Genomic DNA, 14,734 nt, shown 5'->3' with positions numbered 1-14,734 from the left:
CGCGGCGTGACCATACTGGCGCCACCAGGGATTGCTGAACACCGCCATACGTTGGACGACCGCTCCGGTCGGCACGGGCTGGTTCATTGCGTTGGCCCGTCGTCCCCCTCGTGGTGAGTTCACCACCGCTGGATGCCTACCATCCAACCCGGGAGGGGATTCATGCTGGAACGTCATGGCCTTCTACTGGCGCTGGCCTGCGCCGTTGTTGCGATTGCCTACGGCATCGTGTCCGTCCGCTGGATCCTGCGCCAGCCCAGCGGCAACCCACGCATGCTGGCCATCGCCACCGCGATCCAGGAAGGCGCGCGCGCCTACCTCAACCGTCAATACCTGACCATCGGCATCGCCGGGGTCGTGCTGTTCGTGCTGGTCGGCGTTTTCCTGGGCTGGTACACGGCCGTGGGCTTCGCCCTCGGTGCCGTGTTGTCCGGCCTTGCCGGCTACATCGGCATGAATGTCTCGGTGCGCGCCAATGTGCGCACCGCCGAGGCCGCGCGCAACGGTCTGAGTGCAGCAATGGATGTGGCCTTCCGCGGCGGCGCGATCACCGGCATGCTGGTGGTCGGTCTGGGCCTGCTCGGCGTGGCCGGCTACTACGGCCTGCTGCTGCGGCTGGGCCTGCCGGTGGACCAGGCGCTGCACGCCTTGGTTGGACTGGCATTCGGCTCCTCGCTGATCTCCATTTTCGCCCGGCTCGGTGGCGGCATCTTCACCAAGGGTGCGGACGTCGGCGCCGACCTGGTGGGCAAAGTGGAAGCAGGCATCCCCGAAGACGACCCGCGCAACCCGGCGGTCATCGCCGACAATGTCGGTGACAATGTCGGCGACTGCGCGGGCATGGCGGCTGACCTGTTCGAGACCTATGCCGTCACCGTGATCGCCACCATGCTGCTCGGCAGCCTGATGCTGGCCGAGGCCGGCACCAATGCCGTGCTGTATCCGCTGGTGCTGGGCGGTGTCTCGATCATCGCCTCGATCATCGGGGCGCTGTTCGTCAAGGTGAAACCGGGCGGCTCGATCATGGGCGCGCTGTACAAGGGCGTGCTGGTTTCGGCCGTGCTGGCTGCCATCGCCTTCTTCCCGGTGACCACCGCCCTGATGGACGACAACGTACATGGGCCGTATGCACTCTACGGATGTGCCCTGATCGGGCTGGTACTGACCGGTCTGATCGTGTGGATCACCGAGTACTACACCGGCACCCAGTACCGGCCCGTGCAGCACGTGGCCCAGGCGTCGACCACCGGCCACGGTACCAACATCATTGCCGGGCTCGGCGTTTCGATGAAGTCCACCGCGCTGCCGGTGGTGGCCGTCTGCGCAGCGATCTGGGGTGCCCACGCGCTTGGAGGGCTGTACGGTATCGCCATCGCCGCCACCGCCATGTTGTCGATGGCCGGCATGATCGTGGCGCTTGATGCCTACGGGCCGATCACCGACAACGCCGGCGGCATCGCCGAAATGGCCGAGCTGCCGTCGTCGATCCGCGACATCACCGACCCGCTCGACGCGGTCGGCAACACCACCAAGGCGGTGACCAAGGGCTATGCGATTGGTTCGGCCGCCCTGGCGGCACTGGTGCTGTTTGCCGACTACACCCACAACCTGCAGGCGGCCTACCCTGGCGTGGAGTTCCGCTTCGACCTGTCCAACCATGAAGTGATCATTGGTCTGCTGATCGGCGGGCTGATCCCCTACCTGTTCGGCGCGATGGCGATGGAAGCGGTCGGCCGCGCGGCGGGTGCGGTGGTGGAGGAAGTACGCCGCCAGTTCCGTGAGATCGCCGGCATCATGCAGGGCACGGGCAAGCCGCAGTACGACCGTGCCGTGGACATGCTGACCCGCTCGGCGATCCGCGAGATGATCCTGCCCTCGTTGCTGCCGGTGGTGGTGCCGGTCATCGTCGGCCTGCTGCTGGGACCGCGCGCCTTGGGCGGCCTGCTGATCGGCACGATTGTCACCGGCCTGTTCGTGGCCATCTCGATGACCACCGGCGGCGGCGCCTGGGACAACGCAAAGAAGTACATCGAGGATGGCCATTTTGGTGGCAAAGGCAGTGAAGCGCACAAGGCCGCGGTGACCGGCGACACCGTGGGCGATCCCTACAAGGACACTGCCGGCCCGGCGATAAATCCGCTGATCAAGATCATCAACATCGTGGCTTTGCTGCTGGTGCCATTGTTGTGACGGGCATGGCCCGTCACTACCCTGTCATCACGTGCAGTGCGCGGGCTCGACATGCATGATGTCGTCATCCCCTATCGCCGAGGACGACATCAATGATCACCACCGAACCGCGCATGACGAACCTGTTCGAGCAGCTGGGCCTGGATGCCAGCGATGAAGCCATTGCCACCTTCATCCGAACGCACCAGCTGGAAGCCGACGTGCAGATCACCAAGGCGCCGTTCTGGAGCGACAGTCAGCGTCAGTTCCTGTCCGAGTCGCTGCAGCAGGACGCGGCGTGGACGACCATCGTCGATCAGTTGAACGAGGCGCTGCACGAGGTTGCCGTCAAGGCGGCCACGCCCTGACTGCACGCTCAGAGGCAGTCGGTCAGTGCGTCGTAGCTGCTGCGACCACTGGCCGGCAACACGGTATCCAGCGCATCGCGTCCGACCAGGTTCTGCTGCATCCAGGCCCAGGTGGTGTACTCGCCCACGGGTAGTTCGCATGCATAGGTCTGCGCCTGCACCACTGGTACCGGGTTCTGTCCGCCGACCCGCGCATGGCTGCCGGCAAAGCTCCACAGGCACTGGGCAACCCTGCCGTCGTGGCGGCGGACCGCACAGCGCAGCTGCAGCGCGCGCAGGTTGGCGTACTCTCCTTCGCAGAACGTGTCGCCGCAGATGTCGTCAAACCCCTGCACCAGCGCCCGCTCCATCCGCTCGAACGCCTCCCGGCCCGCGCCCGGCACGGGATGGTCCCGCGCATCGACGTGCGCCACCTCCTCCACGCCGGCGACGTTGATCAGCAGCACCGCATGCAGAAGCCATGGCGTCATGAGGGGGTCCCCGGTCGCGACAGGCAATCGAGCAGTGACTGCTTCAGGCTCACGGATGCGCCTGGCAGGATCACCTGCAACGGGGCATCCACGTCGAGCGTGCGGTGGAAGCTCTCCACTTCCACCCCGGTGACGATGGGCAGCGTGCACCGCCATACCACAACATCCGCCTTGATGCTGCCGACCGCACGGACCTGGAGGTCGCTGCCCGCTACCACCCACACGCAGGCTGCCACCTCGCTGCGCCGCGTACGCACCGAGCAGCGCAACTGCATGGGCCACAGCACCCGCCCGGAGGCGCAGACCTGGATCGCACACAGCTTGAAGAAGGCGGCCCCCAGGTGGTCCTCCAGCGCGTGGAACCGGTCCCAGTTGGCCTCGTTCGTTGGAAAATCGACGAGGTCGACGAAATGCGGTGCGGGGATGGATACGTCCGCCAGCGCTGCCGGGGCACTGACGGCCATCACCGACAGGCCCAGCAACAGACGCCGCGCCTTGGCGCGCAGCGCGCCGACAGGCATGACACGGCGGGAGGATACGACGGCCGGGACAGACATCTGGAGTACTCCTAGAGATGCGTTGCAAGCATCGCCGGCCCGACATCGGGCCGCCATCGGCCAGCGACTGAGACGGCTGTCGGGAGGTTTGCCGCGTCGTCGGCTCACCCGCTGCACAACCGACGGCAAAGGCATAAAATGCATTTTTACGCCCCCCAAGTCGGAGCACAGCAATGGGTCTGGAACTCGTATCCCCCGGCAAGAACCCGCCGGAAGAAATCAACGTCATCATCGAGATCCCGAAGGACTCGGAACCGGTCAAGTACGAAGTGGACAAGGACACCGGCGCCATCTTCGTCGACCGCATCCTGTCGACCCCGATGCGCTACCCGTGCAACTACGGCTATGTGCCCAGCACCCTGTGCGGCGATGGCGATCCGGCCGACGTGCTGGTCGTGCTCCCGCTTCCCCTGGTGCCCGGCTCGGTGGTGCGCTGCCGTCCGGTGGGCGTGCTGAAGATGAGCGATGAGGCCGGCAGCGACGAGAAGATCCTCGCGGTTCCGGTCGCCAAGATCTTCAGCGGCTACGCGCATGTTGAAGACATCGGCCAGGTATCCAGCCACTGGCTGGAGCGGATCGGCCACTTCTTCGAGCATTACAAGGACCTGGAAAAGGGCAAGTGGGTCAAGCTGGATGGCTGGGGCGGCGCCGCCGAAGCCAAGCAGATCCTGATTGACGCTCACCAGCGCTTCCTCGACGGCAAGGCCTGATCGAGGCTGCCGAAGGCCATCGCGCGGGCATGCCTGCGCGATGGCCATCACAATTGCGGTGCCGGATTGCCGCAAATCAGTGCAAGACGCGTCACGCTCGGCTCATTTCGAGTAAATTGCCCTCTTCACATTGACCGCGGCTATCGCCGCCGTCTACCAGGGGAGCGTGTCGTGCGTATTCTGCTAGTTGGGGACCAGGCCAGCCTGCCGGCTGAGCTTGGTGAATTCATTGCTGATCTCGGCGAGGACTGGCAGACGCTGCTGAGTCCGGACGGGCACGGGGCGATGTCGATCGTCGCCGGTTCGCCGATCGATGCGGTCATCGTGAGCCCGCATCTTCCCGACCTCGATGCAACCACCCTGCTCGGTCAGGTGCGCACCCTGCGTCCAGAGACGATCCGCATCGCCTTGATCCAGGCACAGCAGGGCACGCGGCCGCCGCCCGCGCGCCTGATAGGGGTCGCCCACCGCTTCCTGCCGCTGCCGCTGGCGCCGGAAGTGCTGCTCGAAGCCCTGACCAGTCTGGAAGAGCTGCGGGAACTGCTGGACAGCCCGGTGCTGCGCGATGCCATCGGCCGCATCGAAAAACTGCCTTCACCGCCGCATCTCTATCTGAGTCTGACCCAGGCGCTGGAGGACGACGACGATACCGACAGTGCGGACGTCGAGCGTCTGGTGGCGGCCGACCCGGCCATCGCGGCCAAGGTGCTGCAGCTGTCCAACTCCGCTTTCTACAGCAGTGGGCGGATCATTGCCGATCTGCGTACGGCGGTCACCCGGCTGGGGCTGGCCACACTGCGCGACCTGGTGCTGGCATCGGAAGTCTTCTCGGCGCCCACGCTGCCAGCCTCAGAACGCAATGCGCTGCAGGCCCGCGCTCTGCTCGCCTCGCGTCTGGCCGCGCGCCTGCTGCCGGCCAGCAGTGCGGAGCTGGGCGCCACGGCCGCCCTGCTGGCCGACATCGGCCTGTTGCTGCCTGGCGTGCGCAACGAGCGCAACGCCGCCGCAGACGCAGATGACGCCCGACCCGGTCATGCCGCCGCGGGCGCGTGGCTGCTGGGACTGTGGGGGCTGCCGATGCCGATCATCGAAGCGGTCGGCTTCCACCTGCAGCCACAACGCTCGGCCACCCGCAGTTTCTGGGTGACCGGCGCGGTCCACGTGGCACTGGCACTGGTCAACGGCGATCCCATCGACGAGGCGTACCTGCAGCGTGCAGGCGTGTTGTCGAAGCTGCCGCAGTGGCGCGACTACGCCAACGAGTTGATGGGTGTGACCCAGGCCGAAGCCTGAGGCAGGTCGCGGCGGCCGGCCGCGCTGCGCGCGCGGGCCGACTGCGGGGTCGGCTCCACCCGCAGGTCTGACATCCGGCGCAAAGAAAGAAAAAGGGCGGGCCTTGCGGCCCGCCCTTTTCATGTCGCTGCGCTTGAATGGATCAGAAGCGCTGGGTGTACTTCATGTACAGGAAGCGACCGATGTCGAAGCCACCGTAGTAGCCGAAGCTCGAGTTCGGTGCGCTGTACATCAGCGGGCCGCGATGGTCGAACACATTGTTCGCGCCCAGGGCGATGGTCGCATCCCACGGTGCCTTCCAGCTGACCTGGACGTCGTGGAAGGTGTTCGAACCGGTCTTGCGCAGCGGATCGGACTCACCGTTGGAGTTGTGATCCGGCAGGTCGCACCACTGCGAGCCCAGGTCGATGCAGCTTTCGCGCATGCCCGAGTAGTAGCGGGCGGTGTAGCTGACCGCGAAGTCACCACGCTCCCAGTTCACGCCCACGTTCGAACGCACGCGGAACAGACCGGCTTCGCTGACGCGACCGTCGGTGATGTTCTGGCCGGCCGAGTTCTGCGCCTGCTCGTCGTACTTGGACAGGTAGCTGGTCTGCCAGTCGATGCTGAACTGACCGATAGCCAGTTCCGGCAGACGGTACTTGACGCCCAGATCGTAACCTTCGGTCATCATCTGACCCAGGTTGGCGGTGCCGTAGCGCAGGGCGCTGATGTGGCCGTCAGCCGCACGGGTGATGCCGGCGCAACGGGCGGAATTGCCCAGCACGTAGCAGTCACGCAGGATGCGATCAACGCTGTCGGCGATGATCATGTCCTTGATCTCGTAGCGGTACCAGTCCAGCGAGATGTCCAGACCCTGGACCCAGCGCGGGCTCCAGACGATACCGGCGGTCTTGCTGGTCGAGGTTTCCGGCTTCAGGTTCGGGTTGGAACCGGAGATGAACTGGTCCGGGGTAGCGCACGGCCAGGTGCTGCACGGAACGCCACCCGAGCCGATCTGCAGGTAGTCGGCCGGCACGCCGGCGGCGGTGCAGGCGGCATTGCCGGCAACGCTGCCAGCGACACGGACCGAGCAAGGATCGGTGTAACGCTCGAAGCTGCCGTCCTCGCCACCGTACATGTCGCTGATGGTCGGGGCGCGGAAGCCTTCGGCGTAGGTCGCACGAACCAGCAGTTCGTCGATCGGACGCCACACCAGGCCGAACTTGGAGTTCAGGGTGTCGCCGAAGTTGCTGTAGTCCGAATAGCGGGTTGCAGCATTGAAGGTCAGTTCCTTGGCGAACGCCATGTCGGCCAGGATCGGAACATTCAGCTCCAGGTACGCTTCGTTGAGGCTGTACTCACCGGAGGTGGTGGTCGACGGCAGGCCGGTGCTCTGGCCCGACTGGCGGAAGGCATCCGGCACGAAGGAGCCCTGCTCCTTGCGGTGCTCGTAGCCCACCGCGATGCCCAGCTCACCAGCCGGCAGGTCCATCAGCGAACCGGACAGGTTGGCGGTGAACGAGGTGGTCTTGGTGACGCCGGTGTCGGTGTAGATCGGGAACAGGAAGTTCTGCAGGTCCGGGTTGGCCAGCGAGCCTTCGCCTGCCACGCCATACGGCAGCAGCGGGTTCCACGGACGGCAGGCGGTCAGCGGCACCGGTGCGGCAGCGGTACCGCACTGGGCGACGCCGTCTGCGTTGATGAACGAGCTGCCCAGCGCCTGCTGGGAGGCGATCAGGCTCATGTCGCCATGGCCGCTCTTGGTCAGCTCATTGCGATTCCACAGCGCGCCGACGTCCCAGTCCCAGGTCTTGCCGGCGAAGTCGAAGTAACCGCTGATGGTCGGCGCAAAACGCAGGGTCTTGAGGTCGTTGCGGGTGGTGCGCGGCACTTCCCACAGACGACGACGGAACTCGACGTCGGTGCCCGGCAGCGGGCTGAAGGCGCTGTCGCCGGACAGCGGGGTGTCAAACGACTGCGACTGGTACGGGTAACCGGCGATCTGCTGATCGGTGGTGCGCTGGTTGTACAGCAGGTCAGCGTTGAAGGTGATGCTGTCGGTGAAGTCGTAGTTGCCGTTGATGTAGACGGACTTACGCTCGATGCCGGTCTGCACCATCATCTGCTGGTTGGCGTTGGCGTACTCGGCCGGGGTCAGCACATGGTAATCGGCCGGGTTGGTCGGATCACCGCCCGGATTGAGGGTCATCCATTCCGGCTGCGGCTGGCCCTGCGGGCGGCCGAGGCAGGTGCCCCACACGCGCGGGTCGCACCAGGTGCCGTTCTGGCTGATCGGGCTCCAGTCGTCGGCAGTCGAGTTCGGGCCCAGGGCGCCGTCGCGGCTGAACCAACGGTTCTTCGCCCAGACCGGATCCTGCTTGGAGTATTCGGCCGACAGGGTCACGCCACCGCGCTCGCCTTCCGAACCCATGGTGAACGAGTAGGTGCTGGTGTCACCGTCGCCCTGGCCGTACTGGCCATAGGTGACGCTGGCTTCAGCGCCGTCGAAGCGCTTGCGGGTGATCACGTTGACCACGCCGGCGATCGCGTCCGAACCGTAGATGGCCGACGCGCCGTCCTTGAGCACTTCGATGCGCTCGACGGCCGACATCGGGATCTGGCTCAGATCCTGCAGGCCGCTGGTGGTGGCGCCCAGGCGCTTGCCGTTCATCAGCACCAGGGTACGGCTGGCGCCCAGGTTGCGCAGGTCGACGTAGTAACCGCCCACGTTCTCGCCGGAGGACAGCGCGTCAGCGCGCGAGATCGCCGGCGAACCTGCCGAGGTCAGGTTCTGCAGCACATCGGCAACCGAGGTGAAGCCCTGCTTTTCCAGGCCTTCGCGGCTCAGGGTCAGGATCGGCTGCTGGGTTTCCATCGAGGCGCCGCGGATGCGCGAGCCGGTGACTTCAATGCGGTCCAGGTCGGTCGCGCCCTGCGCTTCCTGAGCGGAAGCGAAGGTCGGCGCCAGCGCCAGCGCAATGCCGGCCGGCAGCAGGCCGAGCCGCACTGCGGGAGTACGAACGTTCATCAATCTCTCCAAGGTACGTTAGTGGCGTGTTAAAACGCCCAAGAACGTTACGATTGTGTTGCCGCGCTGGGTTTGCGCCAGCCAGCCAGTGACTTTGCCGACTGTGGCGGGAGCTTCGCGATGCCCTCACGGAAGCGTGAGGCGGAGGTTCCGTACCGTGCCCGGAAGGCCCGTGCGAAGCTGCAGCAGTTGTCGAAACCGCTGGCCGCAGCGACTTCACCGACCATCATGTCGGTGTCGCGCAACAGGTCGGCTGCCCGTTCCAGCCGCAGGCGCGCAGAAAGCGACTGCGGGCTTTCTTCATACAGGCTCTGGAACGTCTTGGAGAGATACCAGCTGGAGAAGTTGGTCAGTTCGGCCAGTTCGCCGATGCGCACCACGCGGTGGCTGTTGCCCTCCAGATAGAGACGGGCACGCTGCATGCGACCAAATACCTGGCGCTTGCGGCTGCGGGAGCGGCCAGGGCAGCGCTGCACGTGCGTGGCCAGGCTGCGCTGCAGGGTCGCCAGGTGCAGCAGCAGCGGACGCAGGCCGTGGGCCGGCAGTTCACTCTGCAGGGCGTCGCGCCAGAGCCGCAGGGCAACGCGCGCATCGCCGCGGCTGATGTCGCCGCGACCGGCGTACAGACCACAGTCTGCCAGCTCGGTCAGCATCCGCATGGCGTCCGCATTCAGACTCAAACCGATGCAAAGGCCATTGCGCCCGGCCTGCACCAGCGGGCGGGATTCCTTCTCGAATGCGATCCACTGACCCTGGCGCAGGCGGAACCGGCCTTCCTTGGCTTCGACCCACGCGCTGCCGCGCACCTGGATCCAGACGGTGAAGCTGGTGCCCGCCGTCTGCAGGCTGCCCAGCCGGGCCACGCCCAGACAGGTGGGGGGCAGGTCATCGACCGACTTGTCCAGGGAGAGCGTTTGGCCGCGATCGGCCAGAGAGAGCTGACGCATGGGTGCACCGGGGATTTGCCAAGACAGGGGTTCTGTTTTGCCAAATGAGTGCAGTCGCGGTCAGGACGATCCGACGAGAACGCCACGAATTCGCCACGAGATCGTGGCGAAAAAAATACGAAATCTATTTTTCTTTCTGGATCAGTACGTTACCCATCACCGAAAACAGTGACGGAGGGGCGGCGGGCAGGGCCATCAGACCAATGCCCGCGCCGTCGGACACCGCCAGGGACGCGTAGACGGCCGCGCCGTCCGGGCTGATGCTGAAGCCATTGCCGGTGGGCAGCCGATCCACGTCAAGGCACCGTGCGGCCGTGTCGCGCCGCGACTCCAGGGTCGACAGCCGTGACGCGCAGGCGAACGTGCTGTCCAGATAGACCACCTTTCCGCCTGCGTCACTGCTCCAGTTACGGTAGCGCCAGCGTCCAGGGGCTTCGGCACTGACCTGACGCAGGCTGGACGGCGCCAGCGCGCTGTCGATCGACCACAGCCCGCTGGCCCCGAAACGGCTGAACAGCACGCGTCGGCCGTGGCGGTCGAAGCGGGCCTGCGAGACCCCCTTCACACTGCCCAGCAGTCTCCATGGTCGTTCACTGCGGTCGTACAAGGCCAGCCGGGTCTGCAGCTGGTCATCACGTTCGACCAGAAGCAGATGCTGCGGGTTGTCGGTGTACAGCGCCTGGATCGGCCGGCTGACCGGTACCGCCAGCGCGCTGGCCTGCTCGTCGCGCGGAGAAATCTCGTAGACCCGCGCCACGCCGTGATCATCACGGCCCACCACCAGCAGCTGGCGGCTGTCGGCCGACCAGTCCGGCGCCTGCCGCGCATCCGGCCGAAGCCCCTGCACCAGCCTCAGCGAGTCCGGCCGGCGCAGGTCGGCCCACCACAGTGCGTAGCTGCCTGAGCGGTCCGAGGCAAACACGAAGTGCTGGCCATCCGGCGCGATGACCGGCTGGCTGTCACGCCCTCCGGACGCGAACAGGCGTTTTGCCTGCTCCGGGGCTGCCAGTGGCACTTCGAACAGGCCGAACTGTGCCTTTCGCCGCACAAACGCCAGACTGTCAGTGCGGCGGGCGATGCTCGGCCATTGCGCGTCATCCAGCCCGAGATCGCGTATCTGGCGACTCTGGATCTCCAGCTGATAGAGCCGTACCTCACTGTCCACGCGCCGCCCGAACACGATGGCACGTCCGTCGCCGCGCCAGGCCCAGCCGCGGATCTCCGCCGCGTCGTCCGTCAGCGGCTGCAGCGGCCCTCCCTCGGCCGGCATCATCCACAGATCGCCCAGCTGCGGGTTACGCACAAACACCAGCCAGCGCCCATCGGGCGAAAAGCGCGGGGCGTAATCGAAATCATCGCCGCCCACGTTGTAGGCCGGTACCCGCCAGTTGCCACTGGCCAGGTCCAGCACGCGAATGCCGCGGTGCGCATAGCGCCCCACCATGCTGCCAAACACCAGGCCGCGCCCGTCCGGCGTCCAGTCGAAACTGAGCAGCTCGGTGCCATCGCAACGGGCGGCCTGGCGCAGATTGCCGCCGGTTGCCGCCGCGATCAGCACCTGGCAGCCGCCATCATGATGGAAGCGCGCGAAGGCGATTTCGCGCCCATCCGGCGACCAGGTGGGGAAGCGATCCAGCGCGCCGGCGACCGGCTCGATCAGGTTGCGCGAGGGCGCGTTGCCCGAGGTCTGCACCTTGATCACGCCGCCCTCGCCATCGGCGTCGCTGCCCTCGTAGGCGACCTGTGAGCCGTCGGGTGACAGGCTGGGGTAAGTCTCGAAACCGCCGGTCGCGGTGATCAAGCGGTACGGACGCTGCGGGCTGCCGACCACCCGTCCATCGTCCACTGCCGCATCCAGCGCCGAGCGGGGCGCCTGCCGCTGTACCAGAACCGCGGCCATCACCAACAGCGCGACCAGCATGCACAGGCCGATGCCGAGATAGACAAATCGCCGGATGTGCCGCCAGCGGCCGTGATGACGTGGCGGCACCGTCACCGGGTCCGCCACGGATGGCGTTGCCTCCCCCCCCGTGAGGGCCGTGTCCGGGTCGGCCGCGACCGGCGATGGTTCCGCGGCCGTGACCGGCACCAGCAACCGATAGCCGGTCTTGGCGATGGTCTCGATGTAGCCGTTGCCGGGCTCGCCGTCCTGGGCAAACGCCTTGCGCAGCTGGGTGACCGCCTGGGTAAGCACGTCGTTGGTCGGCGCAGTGTCCGGCCATACCTCGGCAAACAGTTCCTCACGCGTAACCACCCGCCCCTGGTGTGCCACCAGCAGGCGGAGCACGCCAACCGCCTTGGGCGTCAGACGACGGACACGGCGCACCCCCGGCACCTGCACCTCTCGCGAGGACATGGTGACCGTGCACTGGCCGACCCGCAGGACATCAGCGTCGGCGTTGGCAGGCGCGCTGGTGTTCATGCGGCACGTGGAAGGGGTGAGCACCATCGTTCAGGGCCGAATCGGGGGTGCCGACGGTGCCCTTTCTGCGACTGGCCAGATTCTGCAAACAGCATGGACCTATACCGCAAAAAAAATGAAGCGCGCGAATACTAGCCTATACAAGTTAACTGCGAGCTTCCGCGGACGACATCAGGCTCTCTCTCGCCGACGCATTCAGATAAAAAGCTGCAAAATTCGCGCTCTCCGAGCGCGTTTTTTTTAGCCAGCGTTCAGTTATCACGACGTTGCAGCATGGTGAGGCCGACCAGTCGCGAGACCACCAGCGCGACGTACATCACACCTGAAAACTGCGCCAGCATTACCAATGCGCGTGCCTCGGGGCGCACCGGCGCGACGTCGCTGAGGCCCACACCGGAGAGCAAGCTGAAGCTGAGATAAAGCAGCTCCATCCAGGTGCGCAACTCTCCCGCGTCGTGAGCGATGAAGCTGCCCGGATACCAGCGCTGACACACCGAGAATGCGTAAGCGAAGCCCCACGCCAGCAGCGTGAACGTGGCACCGGCGGCGAACAGCTCATCCCGGGTGACTTTGTGGTCATCCAGCATGTAGGCGATCAACGCCCCGGCGGTGTAGAAGTACAGCAGGCTCTCCAGCAGCTGTGCAGTGGTGCCCAGGCCGGGCTGGCCGAGCAGAACCGCAGCCGAGGAGAACATCACCGCTGGCACGGCAAGCGCCAATGCCAGCCAGATGCCCAGCGGGCTGCGCTGCACCACCCACAAGGCGAGCCCGAGCACCGCAATGCCGAATGCGCCCAGCGCGGTCTGGCCGGCCACGGTCTGGTCGAGCGTGGGATAAAGCACCACCCCCAGCAGCTGGGCCGCCAGCAGCCACGCCGACGGATGCCGGCGGGCAACGGCCAACCACCGCAGTTTCAACGACACCGCCATGAAGGATCCAGCACGGATGATGAGGCGAGCATAGCCGGGTTGCAGCTGCGGGCGCAGCGGCGCTACATAACGCGGCCGTGACGGCGCATTCAGTATCATGCACGCGCGGCGTATGGTCCTGTTCACCGCAGTCGTCTGCACGGTCGGCCCTGCCGCGTCCTGCAGCGTCATTCATTGCAAGCCTCTGCTCGCTCCCTCATTACCATTGATCGGAGAAGCTCCTTCATGGTGTTTCGAATTTCCATCGCGCTGGTCGCCGCACTGGTGCTGCTGGCGGGCCTGGCGCCCGGCCCCTTCAACGATGTCGTACAGGCCGCGCTGGGCGAGGTCATCCGCGGCGCCGGGTGGATGTACCTGCTGGTCGTCTTCATGACGTTGGTGTTTCTGGCCTACCTGGCCTTTGGCCGCTTTGCCAACCTGCGCATCGGTGGCGAAGACGCTGAGCCCGAATTCTCGCGTGCCAGCTGGTTGTCGATGCTGTTTGCCGCCGGCATGGGCATCGGCCTGGTGTTCTGGGGCGCGGCCGAACCGGTCTCGCATCTGGTCAAGCCGCCGGAAGGCCTGACGCCGGAAAGCATGGAGGCCGCGCGCGCGTCGATGCGCTACGCCTTCTTCCATTGGGGCCTGCACCCGTGGTCGATCTACGCGCTGATCGGGCTCTCCATGGCGTGGTTCCAGTACAACCGCAACGGACGTGGCCTGATCAGCGACATGCTGCAGCCGGTGATCGGTCGTCATCACCGCAGCTGGGTGGGCCACACGATCAACATCGCTGCGGTGGTGGCCACCGCCATTGGTGTTGCCACCACGCTTGGCTTCGGCACCATCCAGATCGCCGCCGGCCTGCAGCGGGTGTTCGGCATCAACGCCACCGTAGGCGTGCAGATGACCATCATCGCCATCGCCTTCGTGCTGTACATGGCCTCCACCACCAGCGGTGTCGACCGCGGCATCAAGTGGTTGTCCAACGCCAACCTGATCCTGGCGGGCGTACTGCTGGTGCTGGTGCTGGCCCTGGGACCTACCGGTTTCATCGCCGACACCTTCACCACCACACTGGGTTCGTACCTGAACCAGCTGGTGACGATGAGCCTGCGCATGTCGCCGTTCTCGGGCAGCACCTGGGTGGCCGACTGGACGATCTTCTACTGGGCCTGGTGGATCTCGTGGGCGCCGTTCGTCGGGGCGTTCATCGCACGGGTGTCGCGGGGCCGCAGCATCCGCGAGTTCGTGGTGGGCGTGGTGCTCGCCCCTACCCTGCTCGGCTTCGTCTGGTTCTCGGTATTCGGCGGCAGTGCGTTGTGGTCCCAGCTCTACGGCCACGTCGACATGCTGCAGGCGCTGCAGGCCGGCTATGAGACAGTGCTGTTCACGCTGTTTGACAGCATGGCCTGGCCGATGGTGTTGTCGGCCATCGCACTGGTGCTGCTGATCATCTTCTTCGTCACCTCGGCCGATTCGGCAGTGCTGGTGCTGTCGAGCATGTCCACCGACGAGGCCGGCGATCCCCCGCTTTCACGCAAGATCACCTGGGGCGTGGCGATCGCGTTGATCGCCGCAGCGCTGCTGGTGGCCGGCGGCCTGGATGCACTGCAGGGCATGATCACGATCACCGCATTGCCGTTCGCGGTGCTGATGGTGCTGGTGATGGTGTCGCTGTACCGGGTGCTGGACACCGAGCACGCGCTGCAGCATCGCCGGTCACAGCGCGCGCGGCGGATGATCGAAGCGTGGATCGAACGCGAGACGGCAGCGCAGGAAGAAACGCGGCGCGAAGCCGCGCGCGTGCACGACCAGGATTGAGCGGATGTGGCGGGGCATTGCCCCGCCAGCCCAACCGCAACGGCCCGGTAGGTGAC

11 protein-coding genes are annotated in these 14,734 nt (G+C 65.9%); 5 read left to right on the top strand and 6 right to left on the bottom strand.

The genetic code is table 11. The annotated features are described in order from the left end of the window. The first annotated feature begins 162 nt into the window (after positions 1-162). Both RZA67_RS02580 and RZA67_RS02575 read left to right on the top strand, forming a co-directional pair. Complete coding sequence (locus tag RZA67_RS02580; RefSeq protein WP_317210969.1) at positions 163-2,190, top strand: sodium-translocating pyrophosphatase; 2,028 nt, start codon at positions 163-165, stop codon at positions 2,188-2,190. 92 nt (positions 2,191-2,282) lie between these two features. Continuing rightward, entirely contained in the window at positions 2,283-2,537 is a 255-nt protein-coding gene (locus RZA67_RS02575) for a DUF2789 domain-containing protein (protein WP_317210968.1), read from the top strand. Positions 2,538-2,545: 8 nt separating this feature from the next. Here the strand turns inward: RZA67_RS02575 and RZA67_RS02570 are convergent, their stop codons facing one another. Together RZA67_RS02570 and RZA67_RS02565 are read right to left on the bottom strand one after the other, a co-directional pair. Continuing rightward, positions 2,546-3,007 carry a hypothetical protein gene (locus RZA67_RS02570; protein ID WP_317210966.1) on the bottom strand — a complete coding sequence of 154 codons (462 nt, stop codon included), beginning with the start codon at positions 3,005-3,007 and terminating at the stop codon, positions 2,546-2,548. Then, positions 3,004-3,528 carry a hypothetical protein gene (locus RZA67_RS02565; RefSeq protein ID WP_317210965.1) on the bottom strand — a complete coding sequence of 175 codons (525 nt, stop codon included), beginning with the start codon at positions 3,526-3,528 and terminating at the stop codon, positions 3,004-3,006. Before RZA67_RS02565 ends, RZA67_RS02570 begins: the two co-directional genes overlap by 4 nt. 209 nt (positions 3,529-3,737) lie before the next feature. On the opposite strand from RZA67_RS02565, the gene ppa reads away from it, so the two are divergent. After that, the gene (gene ppa / locus RZA67_RS02560; protein ID WP_317210964.1) at positions 3,738-4,274 is read left to right on the top strand and encodes an inorganic diphosphatase; all 537 of its coding nucleotides are present in this window, start codon (positions 3,738-3,740) and stop codon (positions 4,272-4,274) included. A 171-nt stretch (positions 4,275-4,445) separates the two neighbouring features. Beyond that, positions 4,446-5,567, top strand: coding sequence for an HDOD domain-containing protein (locus tag RZA67_RS02555; protein ID WP_317210963.1), 1,122 nt, complete (start codon positions 4,446-4,448; stop codon positions 5,565-5,567). A 142-nt stretch (positions 5,568-5,709) separates the two neighbouring features. Here RZA67_RS02555 and RZA67_RS02550 read toward each other — a convergent pair whose 3' ends face one another. The 4 genes from RZA67_RS02550 to RZA67_RS02535 all read right to left on the bottom strand — a co-directional run bounded on the left by RZA67_RS02550 (position 5,710) and on the right by RZA67_RS02535 (position 12,875). Further along, a complete protein-coding gene (locus RZA67_RS02550) occupies positions 5,710-8,577 on the bottom strand; it encodes a TonB-dependent receptor (RefSeq protein ID WP_317210962.1) in 2,868 nt (955 codons plus the stop codon). Between the two features lie 47 nt (positions 8,578-8,624). Further along, entirely contained in the window at positions 8,625-9,524 is a 900-nt protein-coding gene (locus tag RZA67_RS02545) for a helix-turn-helix transcriptional regulator (RefSeq protein ID WP_317210961.1), read from the bottom strand. A 124-nt stretch (positions 9,525-9,648) separates the two neighbouring features. Continuing rightward, positions 9,649-11,946, bottom strand: a complete 2,298-nt coding sequence (locus tag RZA67_RS02540; RefSeq protein ID WP_317210960.1) for a winged helix-turn-helix domain-containing protein — start codon at positions 11,944-11,946, stop codon at positions 9,649-9,651. A 251-nt stretch (positions 11,947-12,197) separates the two neighbouring features. After that, positions 12,198-12,875, bottom strand: a complete 678-nt coding sequence (locus RZA67_RS02535; RefSeq protein ID WP_317210959.1) for an ion channel — start codon at positions 12,873-12,875, stop codon at positions 12,198-12,200. Between the two features lie 225 nt (positions 12,876-13,100). On the opposite strand from RZA67_RS02535, the gene RZA67_RS02530 reads away from it, so the two are divergent. Next, entirely contained in the window at positions 13,101-14,678 is a 1,578-nt protein-coding gene (locus RZA67_RS02530; protein ID WP_317210958.1) for a BCCT family transporter, read from the top strand. Positions 14,679-14,734: the final 56 nt, after the last annotated feature.

It is taken from the genome of Stenotrophomonas sp. C3(2023), assembly GCF_032911385.1.
Classification (GTDB): Bacteria; Pseudomonadota; Gammaproteobacteria; order Xanthomonadales; family Xanthomonadaceae; genus Stenotrophomonas.
The sequence above is the reverse complement of the archived record's forward strand: the minus strand, read 5'-3'. Positions and strand labels throughout refer to the sequence as shown.

Bases quoted from the DNA above. Each gene is read 5' to 3' on its own strand.
- RZA67_RS02565 (WP_317210965.1), bottom strand. From the start codon at position 3,528: ATGCCTGTCGGCGCGCTGCGCGCCAAGGCGCGGCGTCTGTTGCTGGGC.
- ppa (WP_317210964.1), top strand. From the start codon at position 3,738: ATGGGTCTGGAACTCGTATCCCCCGGCAAGAACCCGCCGGAAGAAATC.
- RZA67_RS02550 (WP_317210962.1), bottom strand. From the start codon at position 8,577: ATGAACGTTCGTACTCCCGCAGTGCGGCTCGGCCTGCTGCCGGCCGGC.
- RZA67_RS02530 (WP_317210958.1), top strand. From the start codon at position 13,101: ATGGTGTTTCGAATTTCCATCGCGCTGGTCGCCGCACTGGTGCTGCTG.
- RZA67_RS02580 (WP_317210969.1), top strand. From the start codon at position 163: ATGCTGGAACGTCATGGCCTTCTACTGGCGCTGGCCTGCGCCGTTGTT.
- RZA67_RS02535 (WP_317210959.1), bottom strand. From the start codon at position 12,875: ATGGCGGTGTCGTTGAAACTGCGGTGGTTGGCCGTTGCCCGCCGGCAT.
- RZA67_RS02540 (WP_317210960.1), bottom strand. From the start codon at position 11,946: ATGAACACCAGCGCGCCTGCCAACGCCGACGCTGATGTCCTGCGGGTC.
- RZA67_RS02570 (WP_317210966.1), bottom strand. From the start codon at position 3,007: ATGACGCCATGGCTTCTGCATGCGGTGCTGCTGATCAACGTCGCCGGC.
- RZA67_RS02545 (WP_317210961.1), bottom strand. From the start codon at position 9,524: ATGCGTCAGCTCTCTCTGGCCGATCGCGGCCAAACGCTCTCCCTGGAC.
- RZA67_RS02575 (WP_317210968.1), top strand. From the start codon at position 2,283: ATGATCACCACCGAACCGCGCATGACGAACCTGTTCGAGCAGCTGGGC.